The sequence below is a fragment of the Prevotella heparinolytica genome (genome assembly GCF_004342845.1).
In the GTDB taxonomy this organism is placed as follows: domain Bacteria; phylum Bacteroidota; class Bacteroidia; order Bacteroidales; family Bacteroidaceae; genus Bacteroides; species Bacteroides heparinolyticus.
Genome location: NZ_SLXB01000010.1, coordinates 62,734 through 78,862 on the forward strand (window position 1 = coordinate 62,734; position 16,129 = coordinate 78,862).

Genomic DNA, 16,129 nt, shown 5'->3' on the forward strand with positions numbered 1-16,129 from the left:
AAAGTCCGATATATCTCATTGAAGTTCAATGACAAAAATACGAATTAGTGGCCTAATCTTCAATAGGGGAAAGTAGAAAAATAGTTAATCTTATTGGTCCGGATCGCCTTTTTCTGCGTACATTTGCCTGCATCGCTTAAGTAAACGCCCCGATGAGTTACGAAAACAAACAAATTCTGGAAATAGCACTACCCTCCATCGTATCGAACATCACCGTTCCGTTGCTCGGTTTAATCGATGTGGGCATCGTGGGTCACTTAGGCTCACCGACCTACATCGGCGCCATTGCCGTGGGCGGAATGCTTTTCAATATAATCTACTGGATTTTCGGATTCCTGCGCATGGGTACCGGCGGCATGACCTCGCAAGCATACGGCAAACGAGACTTACCCGAAACCGTACGCCTATTGTTGCGTTCAATGGGCGTGGGACTGGCAGTGGCGTTTTGCATCATTGCGCTGCAAGTCCCCATCAGGCAACTGGCGTTCCTGCTGATCCATCCCACGGATGAAGTCAAGAGCCTCGCAACGATCTATTTCCACATCTGCATCTGGGGTGCGCCGGCCATGTTGGGATTATATGCCCTTACCGGTTGGTTCATCGGCATGCAGAACTCACGCATCCCCATGTACATAGCCATCACACAGAATATTGTCAACATCATTGCCAGCCTCTGCCTGGTCTATCTGTGCGGCATGAAGGTAGAGGGAGTGGCATTGGGGACATTCATCGCCCAATATGCCGGATTCCTGATGGCGCTTATTTTATGGATGCGGCATTATGGCAAGTTGAGAAGATTCCTGAAAACACAGAACGGCAGACTGCAAATGGCCGGAAGCGGCAGAGGAGAAACGATTTGGGAGAAAGAAGCGATGCTCCGTTTCCTACGGGTGAACCGTGACATTTTCCTGCGCACACTCTGCTTGGTTGCAGTCACACTGTTTTTCACCTCGGCAGGAGCCTCGCAAGGAGAAATCATTCTGGCGGTAAATACGCTGCTGATGCAACTCTTCACCTTGTTTTCGTATGTGATGGACGGATTTGCCTATGCCGGCGAAGCATTGAGCGGCCGGTATATAGGCGCACGCAACCGAAAAGGATTTGCAAATACGACACGGCTCTTATTCGGCTGGGGCGCAGCAATGGCGGCACTTTTCACGGCTGCCTATGCAACGGGCGGCAGTGCCTTCCTCGGACTGTTGACAGATGACAAAGAAGTGATAGCTGCCGCCGGCACCTACTTTTATTGGGCGCTTGCCATACCCGTTGCAGGCATTGCCGCTTTCATCTGGGACGGCATCTTCATCGGTGCCACCGCAACACGCGGCATGCTGCTATCTATGGCAACGGCCGCCATCAGTTTCTTTGTCTTATACTACGCATTCCGTCCCGCATTGGGCAACCATGCACTATGGCTGGCTTTCCTCGTCTACCTTTTCATGAGGGGAGCAGTGCAAACGGGATTGAGCCGGAGAGTGGTCAGGAAAGCCTTCGCCTCTTCACTGCCCTAATAAATTACCCTCAAAGCTGGTATTCTTCAGCATCTTGGCAAACAGGCCGTCACGTCTCTGCAAATCATCGGGAGTACCGGTTTCAACCACCCTCCCGTTTTCCAGAACAACAATTTTGTCGGCATTGGCAATGGTACGCATGCGATGAGCGATGATAAGCACCGTTTTGTCGCACACCAACTCGGAGATGCCGGCCTGTATGCGCGTTTCATTCTCTACATCGAGCGAAGCGGTAGCCTCATCCAGCAATACAATCGGAGCATCCTTCAGCAAAGCACGGGCTATGGAGATGCGCTGGCGCTCTCCACCGGAAAGCGTTTCACCGTTCTCGCCGATAACTGTTTCATACCCCTGAGGCATCCTGTCGATAAACTCGTCGCAACGTGCCAAACGGGCAACGCGCATCACTTCCTCATCCGTAGCGTCACGCCGCCCTATACGGATATTATCTTTGATAGAGGCATTGAACAACACTACATCTTGAAAAACAACGGAGTAATTCTTCAACAATGCTTCCGGATCTACCAAACCGATATCTTGTCCGCCCAACGTGATACGTCCGGACTGTATATCCCAAAAACGAGCCGCCAACTTGGCAGCCGTACTCTTTCCACTGCCCGAAGGACCGACCAATGCTGTTATCTCTCCCTGACGCGCAGTAAAAGAGACGTTTCTCAAAACCTCTTTCCCCGTTTCATAGGCAAAATCCACCTGATTGAATTCGATATCATAGTTCCGGGGATGAAAATCCGTTATTCCTTTCTGCACAGGCAGCGCCTCCATTTCATTCATACGGTCGATGCGGATATCCAAATAAAACAAGGCCGCCAAGTTGTTCATCACCTCATTGACGGGCGCATAAATGCGCGAGCCTATAACCATGAATATGAGATAAGCAAAAAAGTCCAGCACGCCGGTACTCAAAAGATGCGCTCCCACAATGATAACACTTGCCAGTCCTAACTTCAGAAAGCTTTGCGCACCATTCACCAAAACTCCCATCAACAGTTCGTTGCGGGTAAGTACATTTTCATAAACAGTGATTTTCTTATCCAGTTCCTCCAAATAATCCTCCTCCCGGTTGTAAGACTTGATTTCCTGGATGGTCTCCAACCCCTCCTGTATATGTTCGCTGACATGACGCTTATTCAGATAAAGACTTTCGTTACCCTTACGCATCTCTCTCTTTGCCAGCAAAATAACCGCAAATGCAATCGGCACCACCCAGAACAATGCCAAAGTCAGTTGCCAATTGTAGAATGCCATGCCGACGGCAATCAGCGAAATGCTGATGACAGAAGCAAACAACTGAGGAACGGCATGCGAAAAAGTATGTTCCAAATCGGTACAATCATCCATGATGGTAGCGGTAAGGTCGGAAAGATTCTTCTCTCCAAAGAAGGCAAGCGGCAATATGCGCAACTTCTCGGCAAGAGAAATACGCCGATTGGCACTTTCCTCATATACCGTAGTATAGGTGTTGCGATATTGCAAAACGGCAAAGCCGTACATCAACATCATAAAGCAGATGCCGAGCAAAGCATAATAAAGAAATCCACGAACCGCCGACACTTCCGGATTAAGTGCCGGACGCAAATAATCATCCAGAAAGAAGAAAACAAACACTGCCGGCAGCATCAAAGCAATATCCAGCAAAACAGTAAAAAATATCCCTTTACAGAAATCCTCCGCACCTTTTTTCGAAAGAGCAAAACGCTTTTGAATTGTATCAAGCATGAGTAGCCTCCTTTCCTATTGTCCAGCAAACCGATTGCCGGTATTCATTCCACATACGGTTATATATTCCTTGTTTTCTTATCAGTTCGGCATGTGTGCCTTGTTCGGCTATCCGCCCCTTGTCTATGACAAGAATATTATCGGCATCGATGATGCTCGTCAGGCGATGGGCAATCATCAGCACGGTCTTACCGCACATCAGTTGCTTGATGGCCTGTTGTATCAAGTACTCATTTTCCGGGTCGGCAAAAGCGGTAGCTTCATCCAGCACAACAATGGGAGCATTCTTGAGAATGGCGCGTGCCAACACAATGCGTTGCTGTTCGCCACCGGAAAGATAGGTCCCTTCCACGCCTATTTTAGTGTCCAGTCCCAACGGTTGCCGGTCGATGATTTCACGGCATTGTGCCATATCAACGGCACGTTGTACCTCGTCAGACGATGCTTGCGGATTGGCATACCTGATATTATCTAAAAGCGTAGTCTTGAAAAGTCTTGTGTTCTGGAAGACGAAAGAAACATGCTTCATCAGTACCTCCGGTTCAATGTCCCTGACATCCGCGCCACCTATCGTCACCTCTCCCTCATCGACATCCCAAAAACGGGGAACCAGACGGGCGATAGTGGTTTTACCGCCTCCCGAAGCGCCGACCAAAGCAACCGTCTTGCCTTGGGGAATAGTAAAACTCACCTTGTCGACAGCCTTTTGCGTTGCGCCGGGATAAGAAAACGACACTTCCTTGAAACAGATATCATATCCCTTCAACTGCTTGGGCGAAGACGAAACCGGCAAGCTATCATAAGAAAGCAACTTGTCCAACCTGTCGATGGCCTCGCTTGCCTGTCCCAATGCCTGATTGAGGTACATGCTTCTCATGATGTTCTGGGAGAAAACCGGAGTAATCAGTACAAACAGAAAGAAATCAAGCAGCACTTCCGCATAGCCACCCGAACGCCCTATGAGGAGAATGGCCAACGGGACAAGAAAGAAAACAAACCCGTTGATGATAATTGTATAGAACGACATAGGTTTCTCCCACATCATGGTATAACCAAAGACCATCTTATTGTAATTCTCGATGCTCCGATAGAAATTCTTGAAAGAATAGATGGTCTGCTGAAAAACCTTCACCACCGGAATACCGCGCACATACTCCACCGCTTCGGCATTCATCTCTTCGAGCGAACTCATATAGGATTGCATGAACCTACGACCTTTAGTTCCCATCATATACCCCATCATCAGCAAGGCAATAACAACAGGTATGATGCAAGCCAATCCGAGTTGCCAATTGAACCAGAAAATCAGTACGGCCGCTACCAACGGGACCAGAAAAGTACCCGCCAAATCGGGCAGTTGATGCGCCAGAAAGCTGTGGGTGACACTTGCATTGTCATCTATTATCTTGCGAATACGCCCGCTCGTGTTGCAGTCAAAGAATCCCAAAGGCATGGCTGTTATCCGCCGCATGGCTTCACGGCGCAGATTGGCCTCCACACGGAAAGCGGCAAGGTGCGAAGCCATCAGTGCCGCAAAGTAGAGGAAAACACCGGCTACGGCCACCCCTGCCGCCCACCAAGCATAGGCAATGACATTGGCCGAGACAGACATGCCGCCCGCAACCAACAATTCCTTGACAATAAGCCAAACAAGAATAAAAGGCAAAAGTCCTGCCAACGCACTGAGTGCGGACAAGAGCACAGATATGGGCAAAAGTATTTTACGCTTACCCATGTAATGTTGCAGTTTTTTTAGTGTATTCATTTTACTTATATTTAAATCAACGTATCCAAAAGCGAACAATTGCTCAAAACATTCAAAAAAAAGAGAGCTTATATTTTCATAAGCCCTCTCCAACCTGTCCATTCAAATGTGATGTATTCTGCTACTATTTTTTCCGTTTCTTCCGGACCGACCTTATGTCTAATCAGTTCTTCGAGCATTGTAAACATCCAAACAGTATGCAGATGAATAGAAAAATCCGTTATATCAATATCCAGCTCCGCATGTTTCCGCTTCATATCCCCAAAATAATCTTTTACCAACAATGTGGATTTATCAGTAAACTCTTCTTTGAAATTCTCCATAGAAGAGCCTTGTGAGCGGAAAAACAACAATACCAACAAAGAGCGATATCTGCATATCAGCCCTATATATTCTTCTACCATATAACGGAAATAAGTCTCGGATTTATCGAGTATATCGACTCCCTGCCGGCCATGATGTTCGTGCAGCATACTTTCCAACGCCCGTGTCACGGGGCGCACCACCATGCAGAATATTTCATCTTTCCCTTTGAAATAATTATAGATGTTACTCAAACCTACCTGTGCCTCCTCTGCGATATCGCGCATGGATGTTTTCAGGAAACCTTTCTCCTGAAATTTTTTCTCTGCTGCCGACAGAATGTTCTCCCGAATATCGTCCTTAGGAATTTGCATGGTTACGCTGTGAAACTGAATGTTTTCCGGAAACAAAGAAAGGAAAGTTTTCACTTCCCGACAATACCTATTTATTGTGATTTTGTCAAGAGAACATTATCCATGAAAAAAACGTTATCTTTGTTAAGAGCTAAAGATAAGGTAACATGAATAAGAGTATGATTGTACAAAAGACCTTTCCCGTGCAAGGCATGAGTTGCGCTTCATGCGCCGCACGGGTAGACAAGACACTGAATCATCAACCCGGCGTCAGCAAAGCCACCGTGAACTACGCTTCGGGAATGGTGACCGTGGAGTACGACAGTGCGCAATGTTCGCCCGAAGCCTTGCAGAAGGCCGTGCAGGATGCCGGATATGACCTGCTGATTGGGCAAGACAAGCATACGCTCGAAGAAGCCGAACAAGCCCATGACAAAAGATATGCCGCATTGAAGTTCCGCACCGTTTGGGCCATTGCGCTGTCCTTTCCCGTCGTGGTCGTAGGCATGTTCTTCATGGACATGCCATACGCCAACCTCCTGATGTGGGCGTTCTCTACCCCCGTCGTCTTCTGGCTGGGCAGAGGATTCTTCGTCAGTGCATGGAGGCAGCTGAAGCATGGCAACGCCAATATGGACACGTTGGTTGCCAACAGCACCGGCATAGCCTATCTGTTCAGTCTCTTCAACATGCTTTTTCCCGACTTCTGGATGGCAAGGGGCATTCGCCCGCATGTCTACTTCGAGGCGGCAAGTGTCATCATCGCCTTCATTCTGCTGGGACGGCTGCTCGAAGAGAAAGCCAAAGGCAACACGTCATCCGCCATCAAGAAACTGATGGGACTGCAACCAAAGACGGTAATCACCGTCTCTCCGTCGGGCGAACAAAAGGAGATTCTTATCGAACAGATACATCCCGGCGACATCGTTCAGGTGAGGCCAGGTGAGCGCATTGCCGTAGACGGTATCGTGACGGAGGGGACTTCGTATGTGGATGAGAGTATGCTGAGCGGCGAACCCATAGCGGTGGCCAAACAGAAAGATGCCAAAGTATTTGCCGGCACCATCAACCGGACGGGTAGCTTCCTGTTCCGGGCGGAGAAGGTGGGAACAGATACGTTGCTCGCCAAAATCATCCATATGGTGCAAGAAGCCCAAGGAAGCAGAGCACCGGTGCAGCAATTAGCAGACAAGATAGCGGGCATATTCGTGCCCGTCATCATCGGCATTGCCTTATTCTCGTTCGGCGTATGGATGATATTCGACATCGAAAATGGCTTTACACATGGCCTGCTGGCACTCGTCACAGTGCTCATCATTGCCTGCCCGTGTGCTTTGGGACTGGCCACTCCTACCGCAATCATGGTAGGAATAGGCAAGGGGGCAGAAAGTGGCATACTGATAAAGGATGCAGAAAGCTTGGAAACCGCCCGGCAGATAGATACCGTTGTTTTGGACAAAACCGGCACTGTGACCGAAGGCCGCCCGATGGTCAGTTCTTTGACTTGGAGCACAGACGCCGGAGAAGCGGCAAGTATCTTCCATGGTTTGGAGCGTCTGTCTGAGCACCCGCTTGCGGAAGCCGTGATGCAACACTTCAAAGGGACGGTTCCTACCGACATCGAGCACTTTGAAAGTGTCACGGGCAAAGGTGTCAAGGGAGAAGTGCAAGGCCGCACCTACTATGCCGGCAACCTGAAATGGCTGGAAGAGAAGCGGATTGCCGTCAGCCGGGATTTATCCGACGAGGCAGCCCGCCTGACAGCAGACGCCCAGACCGTGATTGGGTTTGCCGATGAAAAAGAAGCATTGGCCGTGGCCGGAATCACAGACCGGATAAAGGAGACTTCCGTCCGGGCCGTCGGCCAACTGCGCTCTGACGGCATTGAGGTGTACATGCTGACGGGAGACAACGAAGCAACCGCCCGTGAGATTGCACGCAAAGCCGGAATAGTCCATTACAAGGCCGGGGTACTGCCGCAGGACAAGGCCGCTTTCATTGCCCAACTGCAAAAAGAGCGTCGGAAAGTAGCTATGGCAGGCGACGGCATCAACGACAGCGCCGCCCTTGCCCAAGCCGACTTGAGCATCGCTATGGGAGGCGGAAGCGACATTGCCATGAATGTGGCGGGTATGACCATCATCTCTTCCGACCTGACCAAGATATCGGAAGCGTTCAAATTGTCAAAGCTCACCGTGCGCACCATTCGCCAGAACTTGTTTTGGGCATTTATATATAATATAATAGGTGTACCCGTTGCGGCAGGTCTGCTCTATCCCATCAACGGCTTCCTGCTAAATCCGATGATAGCCGGCGCTGCCATGGCCTTCAGCAGTGTCAGCGTGGTGAGCAACAGCTTGCGACTGAAAAGAAAGAAAATACGGACGAAAGAAACGGCGGCAGAGGGCTCAGAAACCCAAGTTGCACCGACCGGAGAACCGCAAGCAAGTAAACCAAGTGCGGAAGAAGCTCTGAAGAAGACCTTCAAGGTGGAAGGCATGATGTGCCATCACTGCCGCATGCGCGTAGAAAAAGCGTTGAACGGTATAGACGGTGTAAAGGCTTCCGTGAGCCTCGACCCTCCCACAGCCACCGTAGAGTTTGCAGGCGATGAAAAGACATTGGAAGAACTGCAAGCCGCAGTTACGGCAAATGCGGGCGAATATACGCTGAAGCAGGATTCCTGATTACGCAAAATATTTCGGACAGCTAAGGCAAAATTCTGGTTAAATAATTGGCCAGTTGATGGAGCATTCACAATCTATTACTTTCTAAAGCAAAAGGAGATAAAGCCGGACGGGGATGCGTCTAATATAAGTCATTAGAAAAGTTACGGGTTGTAACAGATAAATAATAAAAAGCCCTATCACACTCTATTTCTTGAGTAATGATATGGCTCTTTTTTCTGAAATTGAGTTTTTCCCATATAGGCAGCCTCCGCCGGAACGCTCATTTGTAAAATATTATACATGGATACGACAGGCGCAAATCGTATCTCGGTGCCGAAAGCCTCGTTCCTCGGTGAGGAAGAGGGTGTTCCTCGGTGTGGAACGACGTGTTCCTCGGTGCCGAACATACGCCATCTCGAAGAAAAGAAAAAAGAAGAGTGCTATCCACTGAAAATCAAGCCAATACACACTCTTCTTCTAAAAGAGACACACAAACTGTCTATTGTCATGTTCTTTCTACGTCAATCGAGCGAAAATGCACGAAACAAAACACTGCTAAAAGCTATATTTTGCCTTGACCCACACTTCCGAGTTGCGCTTGTACAGACCAAACATACCCTCATCGCCGCCAAACCAATCAAAGCCGGCAGAAAGACGGATGAGGTCGTTGAGGGCATAATCGGCGGAAAAGCGGCTGAACCATCCTTTGTGGTTCAAGTCGAAATAGGTAAAGTCGGAGAGCTGAAGCGTACTGCCCAACAGCTTCTTCGATACATTGACCGTCAGAAGCGAGTTGTGACGAGGCTGGGCCATTTGCTCTTCGTACTTGAAAATGCTCTCACTCGAAAACTGTACCATCACCATCCATTCACCGGGTGCATACCAGTCGATTCCCGCCAACCAATTTATGGAGTTAAAACCTTTTTGGGAGGTGTGTGCAGCCTGCGGCCGATAGCTGAAATGCTTGCCGATGTTGAAAGCGGCTTCGCCACGCAATACAAACTGTCCGAGCGGTTTTGCCACATCACCTCCCACAAAACCCATCCGATAGTATCGGGGCGAGACGACGGTTCCTGCCGCCGACTGCCCATACATCAGCACCGGCATCTTATTCCACGTATGCAACCCTGCCAATGAAAAATCAATACCCGGCAAAGTAAAGGAAAGCCGCCCTCCATACTCCACATTCGACAGTTTGAAGGCCGGTGTGCCACCGGCATCATCCCACACCATAGGATGCACGGCGTTTTTCGGCAGAATACTCCACGGATTCCTCTCATCGGTCGGCAACATATAGCCCTGAAAAGTGGGAACGGCCACCAGCTCCAACTTCATCTTCTCGTTGAAGACAAAAAAGCGGAGGGCATTCACCGGCATGCGGATATCGTCATAGTCTTGTGCCAGAAATTCGCTCATGTCCATTGGCGAGAGCAAATCGGTGATGCGCACCCCGTCTGCCGCTCCCCAGATAACTATCTGCCTTCCAAAACGGAAACCCCAATGTTCCTTCCGATGGTCGAGATAGGCTTCGCGCAGTTCAAATCCGGTGCGTTCCTTCAGCAGAGCATTGTAAGTGGCATTGAGCGAGACAAAAAGCGATGACGCGCCAAACGTCTTCTCTATCTCGCCACGCATACGGGTGCGAGAAGCCATGAAATCGTTCGGGTTGTCCGTACGCAGGGCATGATAGGTGTCGACAAACCCTTTGAGTCTCCACGAAGCCCCACCCCCTTCCTGACACCACGCCCCATGTATGGAGCAGAGGAACAGAACAGGCAGGTACAAGCCTGTAATGAGTTTTTTCCTGTCTTTCATCATAAGCTGCCTTTTTCCAGTGTGGTTACGTTAAACCCAGACTCTTCCATCGGGAGGTCGTATTTCGGACTGATAATCTCAATAGTTGTCTGGTGGCCGGTCTGCACGTTAGCCATGTGCATCTTCAATGCCACCCAATAGCCCTGCACTTGAGCGATGTCCGACATTTCAAGCCGCCGATGCAGCTTGCCCATCTTGTCGTAATACTCTACCTTCACGGGAATCAGACAATCTTTCCGTATCCATGAGATTTTCTTGGAAAAAATATCACGGCTATCCTTAGATACAGATTCCAGCTTCCAGCATTTATGCCCTTCCAGCGTTTCCTCTCCCAGCAATTGGTGCGTATCTTCATCCACACTGCGACGCCCCATATCGTCATACGTAAAGTCGCTGCCCATGAAGTAGTCTTGCTTGGCGGACGAACCGCTGATGCGCCGGGTCTTTTTCATAGCCGGAAGATAAAGCCACTTGTCATCATCCTTGTCAGGAGCGTCATAATCCCACGTGAGAAAACCTGTCCCCTTCACGTCACCGGGGTAGAGGAAGAACATAAGTCCTTTGCGGTCTTCCTTCTCCTTGCCCACATCAATGGAATAGGAGACGAGTCTGCGCTCGCGAACGCTGCCACGCTTGTTGATAAGTTTCATCACTAACTCCGAACGACGAGTATTTCCGTCGGGACGGTCCTTAACTTTCCGGGCTATCTCCCTGCCCGTCTGCGCAAATGAAGCGATGCCGAACAGAGCCGTCATCGCAAGAGTAGAAAGTGTACGTTTCATGTTTCTCATCTGTTTTTTCATTGATTATTTTCTATGGAATTCACTTCTTTTCCGAAAATCCTGAACTTGTGGAACAGCACCGGCGTAATACACAAATCGGCCACGAGCGCCGAAAGAATACCTGCAACCGAAAGTATCCCCATGTGCATGAATGATACACTCTCGGAAGTGGTATAGATGGCAAAGTTCACTGTGATAATGACGCTGGTAAGCACCAACGGCGTGCCCACGATACGGAACGACCGCAGAATGGACGAGCGGTAGTTGCGCTGTCTGTCGAATTCCAAATGCCCGTGGTTGATGAAATGGATGGTGTCGTCCACCGCCAATCCTAAAATCATGGGCATGATGGTAGCTGTCATCATATCAAGCGGATAGTCCATCCAGCCCATCAGTCCTCCCACCACAATTGCCGGAGTAATATTGGGAATCAAGCCTATCAGCCCTATGCGCACACTGCCGAAGACAATCATCATCAGCATCCCGATGATGAGCAGGGCTATCACAAACGAGTATAGCTGTCCACGCGCCACGTATTGCATCATCACCGTGAACTGCGGAATGCTGCCCACTGTGGTCACCGTAGCTTCGGGATAAAGCCTCCGGGCGCATGCAACGATATCCTCCAGCTCGCGCTCGGCCTCACCGGAATTATAATCGTTCAGCTCCACCATCAGGCGCAGGCGGCGATATTCGTAGTCCACCCAATACTCCCCCTCGCTGCCGCCCGCATTTTCATAGAGCAGCAGCAGTTGCGCCACCTCGTCCGCATTGTCGGGAACAGTATAAAAAGCCGCATCACCATCGTGCAGTGTCTGATTCAGGTCTTTGAGGATGTTCAGCACCGAAGAAGTGCGCTTGGTGAGCGGATAGCGTGAGGCATGTTGCGCTAACGAATCGAGCCTGACAAGCGCAGCGGGAGATTTGCTCATCCCGTCTTCAGGAAACTCTATCATCACATCGTAGGTATATATCGAACCAAGTTCGCTCTCACTTATCTCAAGCAGGTTCCTCACGTATGCTACTCTCCGTCCCATGGTGCGCTCAATATCGAATGCCGTTTCTATTTTCATGAGTTGATAGATGAGAACGGCCATCAGCAGACCTGCCACCCACAAAATGAGCGTGCCTCGGCGCAAAACTCCGGCACCGAAAGCCTCTAATCTGCAATCCATCCATCGCCCGCCAGCCTCTTGCAGTTTCTCATTCGGCTTGCCGTCCCGTCCGAAGCTCAGCAAAGCGGGCATTATCGTAATGGTGATGAAGAAAGAAAACAGTACGCAGAGAGAGGCCGCTATGCCGATGAAACGCATTGGCTGCATGGGAATGGCAAGGAATGACAGCAATGCCGCAAACGTAGTGAGTGCGCTGAAGAGCACCGGCCACCCCATCTCGCCTATGGTTTCCTCCACCGCCAAACACCGCTGCCCATGCGTCAGGAACCTCCGTTTGAAGAAAGAGTATACGTGAATGTTGTAGGCCACCGCCACGGCAAAAGTCAGCAGCATGGGAATCAACATCATGCCGCTGTCGATGGTGAGCCGGAAATATCCTAAAATGCCATAAGCCATGACAATGGCACCTACGGCGGTAAGCGGCGGTACCACCACCCCTCTGAAAGAGCGTGTGACAAGCAGTAACACTATGATAGAGAACAGTGTGGCAAGCCCCATCACGCGAGGCATCTCCTTACCCACCCACTCCATTTTAGCAAAGGTAACATAGGGTAGCCCGGTTCCTTTAGGGTGTATGCGGGCATACCGTTCTTTGGTTATAATGCGCTCCAATTCTCTGCCCGTAAGCATTTCGGGAGAAACGGAACCTTTGCCTTTATTCCATACCGAATCCTCAGGAAAGGGTCTCAGTTTAAGGAAAATCCATGTCAGCCTGCCATCTTGCGAAACGAGCCGATCGGCAATGTATGGCTTCTGAAAGGCTTTCCGCCGGATTTCGGCCAATCCGTCTTCGTCGGACGGAATCGTTTCGGGCACAATCTGCTCAATAGTCATTCCATCCTCGCTACCCACCATAAACTCTATGTCTGTGATGGAAGTTATCTTGTCGGCGTACGAAAGGCTGTCGAGCAGTTCGTTGGACAACTCGCGGATGAGTTCAAGGTTCGCTTTCGTAAACGTATTGTCGCACCGTGTGAGGACAGCCACAAAATTGTCATTTCCGAATATCTCTTTAAACTCATCGGTTTTCACAAGCATCGGGTCGTCTTCGAGAAAATAATCGTTCCACGAAGAACTGATGTTGAGGTAACGCAAACCGGCGAAACTTATGCCTAACAGCAAAACAAACAGCCCCAAGACGAGCCGGCGTCTTTTCACAATCCATTTGCCTCTCCGGGCAAACCAGCAGTTGATTTTTTCGATGTTCATACTTAATTGATGTTTTTAAAAAAGAACAAGTTTTCGTTTTGTTCAAAAAAAACGAAGCGAGCCGCTCTTTTCGGGCGGCTCGCTTCGTTGAATGATAATATGATGATGTATTCTAAATGCCTCATATAGAATTCGGTTATACAGTTTTTTTTGATATGAGAGTAATATACCTTTATTCTCGGATGCAAATTTCGTAATGTATCAGCACCGATACAATACCTTAAAATAGTGATTTTTCATTAAGCTCTCATAATCAATGGTTATAAATTCTCTCCCTTCCATATCAAAATTTAATTGCAGTGGAAGATAAAAAAATGGACAAGTTCATTTTTTATGCACTCTGTTTGCATTATCTTTGCCGAAACAGAGAAACAAACTTAAAGAATTATGGCAACATACAAAAGAATCTTGCTGAAACTCAGCGGCGAAAGCCTGATGGGAGAAAAGCAGTACGGCATCGACGAGAAACGCCTTGCCGAATATGCAGCGCAAATCAAGGAAATACATGGAATGGGCATACAGATAGGCATCGTTATCGGCGGCGGAAATATCTTCCGGGGGCTGAGCGGTGCCAACAAGGGCTTCGACCGTGTGAAAGGCGACCAGATGGGAATGCTGGCAACCGTCATCAACAGCCTTGCACTAAGTTCTGCGCTGGTGGCTGCCGGCGTGAAGGCCCGTGTGCTCACCGCCGTGCGCATGGAGCCTATCGGCGAGTTCTACAATAAATGGAAAGCCATTGAATGTATGGAAGCCGGCGAAGTGGTCATCATGTCGGCCGGAACGGGCAACCCGTTCTTCACTACCGACACAGGCTCCAGTTTGCGAGGCATCGAGATAGAAGCCGACGTGATGCTGAAAGGAACACGAGTGGACGGTATCTATACCTCCGATCCGGAAAAAGACCCCACCGCCACCAAATTCCACGACATCACCTACGACGAAGTGCTGAGGCGCGGACTCAAAGTGATGGACCTCACCGCCACCTGCATGTGCAAGGAGAACAATCTCCCCATCATCGTATTCGACATGGACACCGTGGGCAACCTGAAGAAAGTGATGCAAGGCGAAGAAATAGGCACACTGGTACATAATTAAACCCGAAATTAATTATATTTGCACAGTTTCAAACCAAAGCAACCTCAAAACAGAAACAATATGAGAGACGTAAAAGAAATCTTAGACGAAGCGCAAGAGAAAATGGATATGGCAGTGATGTATCTGGAAGAAGCACTGGTACACATCCGCGCAGGCAAAGCTGATACCCGTTTGCTGGACGGCATCCGTGTAGATTCTTACGGCAGTATGGTGCCCATCAACAACGTGGCGGCCGTGACTACTCCCGATGCACGCAGCATCGCCATCAAGCCTTGGGACAAAAGCATGTTCCGCCCCATCGAAAAAGCCATCATCGACTCCAACCTCGGCATCATGCCCGAAAACAACGGCGAGATTATCCGCATCGGCATCCCACCGCTGACCGAGGAACGCCGCAAGCAGCTGGCCAAGCAATGCAAAGGCGAAGGCGAAACAGCCAAAGTGAGTGTGCGCAACGCCCGTCGCGACGCCATCGACGCCTTGAAAAAGTCCGTGAAAGAAGGTTTGGCAGAAGATGCCCAGAAAGGCGGTGAGGAAAAGCTGCAAAAGATTCATGATAAGTACATCAAGCAGATGGACGACATGCTGGCAACCAAAGACAAGGAAATAATGACAGTATAAAAAACAGGTGGAAAGGCGGAAGCGGAAATCTATTTTCTTTCTCGCCTTTCCACTTTCAACTCTGAGCTAATTTGAAGGGACTTGTAATCAGAAACACCGGAAGCTGGTACTTGGTACACACCGACGACGGCAAGGATGTGGAGTGTAAGATCAAAGGCAACTTCCGCCTGAAAGGCATACGCAGCACCAATCCCGTGGCTGTGGGCGACCGTGTGCAGATCATCCTGAATCAAGAAGGCACGGCCTTTATAAGCGAAATAGAAGACCGGAAGAATTACATCATCCGCCGGGCATCCAACCTCTCCAAGCAATCGCATATCCTCGCAGCCAATCTCGACCAGTGCATGCTGATAGTGACTGTGAACTATCCGGAGACCTCCACCACTTTCATCGACCGTTTTCTGGCCTCGGCCGAGGCCTACCGTGTGCCGGTGCGGCTCATCTTCAACAAAACAGACGCCTATAATGAAGAAGAGCTTCACTATATGGACGCACTTATCAACCTCTACACCACCATCGGCTATCGCTGTTTCAAGGTGTCGGCCCGAGAGGGCACAGGCGTCGACCTCCTTAAAGAGGAACTCAAAGAACGTGTAACGCTTTTCTCCGGACACTCCGGTGTGGGCAAGTCTACGCTCATCAATGCCCTCCTGCCCGACTTGGACATCAAGACCGGCGAGATATCCTCGTATCACAACAAGGGGATGCACACCACTACCTTCTCCGAAATGTTTCCGGTGCCGGGAAACGGATACCTCATCGACACTCCGGGCATCAAAGGATTCGGCACTTTCGATATGGAGGAAGAAGAAATAGGGCACTATTTCCCGGAGATATTCAAGACTTCCGCCGGTTGCCGCTATGGCAACTGTACCCATCGCCACGAACCGGGATGTGCCGTTCGAAAAGCCGTGGAAGAGCATCTGATCAGCGAATCACGCTACGCTTCTTACCTGAACATGCTGGAAGACAAAGAAGAAGGAAAGTACAGGGCTGCCTATTAAGTGCCGGCCTCCCCACCCTCTTATTCAACCGGAAAAGCCGACGCCTACCTAAATTTCCCCCTATAAAGCCAATTATTCCCCCTTCGG

At 49.6% G+C, this 16,129-nt stretch carries 11 protein-coding genes; 5 read left to right on the plus strand and 6 right to left on the minus strand.

Annotated features, from left to right (window positions below; genetic code table 11):
- Positions 1 to 152: 152 nt before the first annotated feature.
- Entirely contained in the window at positions 153 to 1,511 is a 1,359-nt protein-coding gene (locus EV202_RS06870; RefSeq protein ID WP_131926309.1) for an MATE family efflux transporter, read from the plus strand.
- Here EV202_RS06870 and EV202_RS06875 read toward each other — a convergent pair.
- From EV202_RS06875 to EV202_RS06885, 3 genes are all read right to left on the minus strand, one after another.
- The gene (locus tag EV202_RS06875) at positions 1,500 to 3,248 is read right to left on the minus strand and encodes an ABC transporter ATP-binding protein (RefSeq protein ID WP_131926311.1); all 1,749 of its coding nucleotides are present in this window, start codon (positions 3,246 to 3,248) and stop codon (positions 1,500 to 1,502) included. The two genes, EV202_RS06870 and EV202_RS06875, sit on opposite strands and share 12 nt — an antisense overlap.
- Positions 3,241 to 5,013 (minus strand): ABC transporter ATP-binding protein, encoded by a 1,773-nt coding sequence (locus EV202_RS06880; RefSeq protein WP_131926313.1) that lies wholly within the window; start codon positions 5,011 to 5,013, stop codon positions 3,241 to 3,243. Before EV202_RS06880 ends, EV202_RS06875 begins: the two co-directional genes overlap by 8 nt.
- A 68-nt stretch (positions 5,014 to 5,081) precedes the next feature.
- Positions 5,082 to 5,690, minus strand: a complete 609-nt coding sequence (locus EV202_RS06885; protein WP_106069220.1) for a TetR/AcrR family transcriptional regulator — start codon at positions 5,688 to 5,690, stop codon at positions 5,082 to 5,084.
- 146 nt (positions 5,691 to 5,836) lie between these two features.
- Here EV202_RS06885 and EV202_RS06890 point away from each other — a divergent pair, with 146 nt between their 5' ends.
- Positions 5,837 to 8,356: a heavy metal translocating P-type ATPase gene (locus EV202_RS06890; RefSeq protein WP_131926315.1), complete on the plus strand. Its 2,520-nt coding sequence runs from the start codon at positions 5,837 to 5,839 to the stop codon at positions 8,354 to 8,356.
- A 537-nt stretch (positions 8,357 to 8,893) separates the two neighbouring features.
- Here EV202_RS06890 and EV202_RS06895 read toward each other — a convergent pair.
- Genes EV202_RS06895 through EV202_RS06905 form a run of 3 tightly spaced genes read right to left on the minus strand, consistent with a single transcriptional unit; the run spans position 8,894 to position 13,319 of the window.
- Entirely contained in the window at positions 8,894 to 10,156 is a 1,263-nt protein-coding gene (locus tag EV202_RS06895) for a DUF1302 family protein (RefSeq protein WP_394336156.1), read from the minus strand.
- The gene (locus tag EV202_RS06900) at positions 10,153 to 10,935 is read right to left on the minus strand and encodes an outer membrane lipoprotein-sorting protein (protein WP_106070502.1); all 783 of its coding nucleotides are present in this window, start codon (positions 10,933 to 10,935) and stop codon (positions 10,153 to 10,155) included. Before EV202_RS06900 ends, EV202_RS06895 begins: the two co-directional genes overlap by 4 nt.
- A 17-nt stretch (positions 10,936 to 10,952) precedes the next feature.
- The gene (locus EV202_RS06905; protein WP_131926317.1) at positions 10,953 to 13,319 is read right to left on the minus strand and encodes an efflux RND transporter permease subunit; all 2,367 of its coding nucleotides are present in this window, start codon (positions 13,317 to 13,319) and stop codon (positions 10,953 to 10,955) included.
- A 387-nt stretch (positions 13,320 to 13,706) separates the two neighbouring features.
- On the opposite strand from EV202_RS06905, the gene pyrH reads away from it, so the two are divergent.
- The 3 genes from pyrH (at position 13,707) to rsgA (ending at position 16,042) form a co-directional block, all read left to right on the plus strand.
- Entirely contained in the window at positions 13,707 to 14,417 is a 711-nt protein-coding gene (pyrH, locus tag EV202_RS06910) for a UMP kinase (protein WP_125239481.1), read from the plus strand.
- A gap of 60 nt (positions 14,418 to 14,477) precedes the next feature.
- Entirely contained in the window at positions 14,478 to 15,038 is a 561-nt protein-coding gene (gene frr, locus EV202_RS06915) for a ribosome recycling factor (protein ID WP_131926319.1), read from the plus strand.
- Between the two features lie 71 nt (positions 15,039 to 15,109).
- On the plus strand, positions 15,110 to 16,042 hold the full coding sequence (rsgA, locus tag EV202_RS06920) for a ribosome small subunit-dependent GTPase A (protein ID WP_125239482.1): 933 nt from the start codon (positions 15,110 to 15,112) through the stop codon (positions 16,040 to 16,042).
- Positions 16,043 to 16,129: the final 87 nt, after the last annotated feature.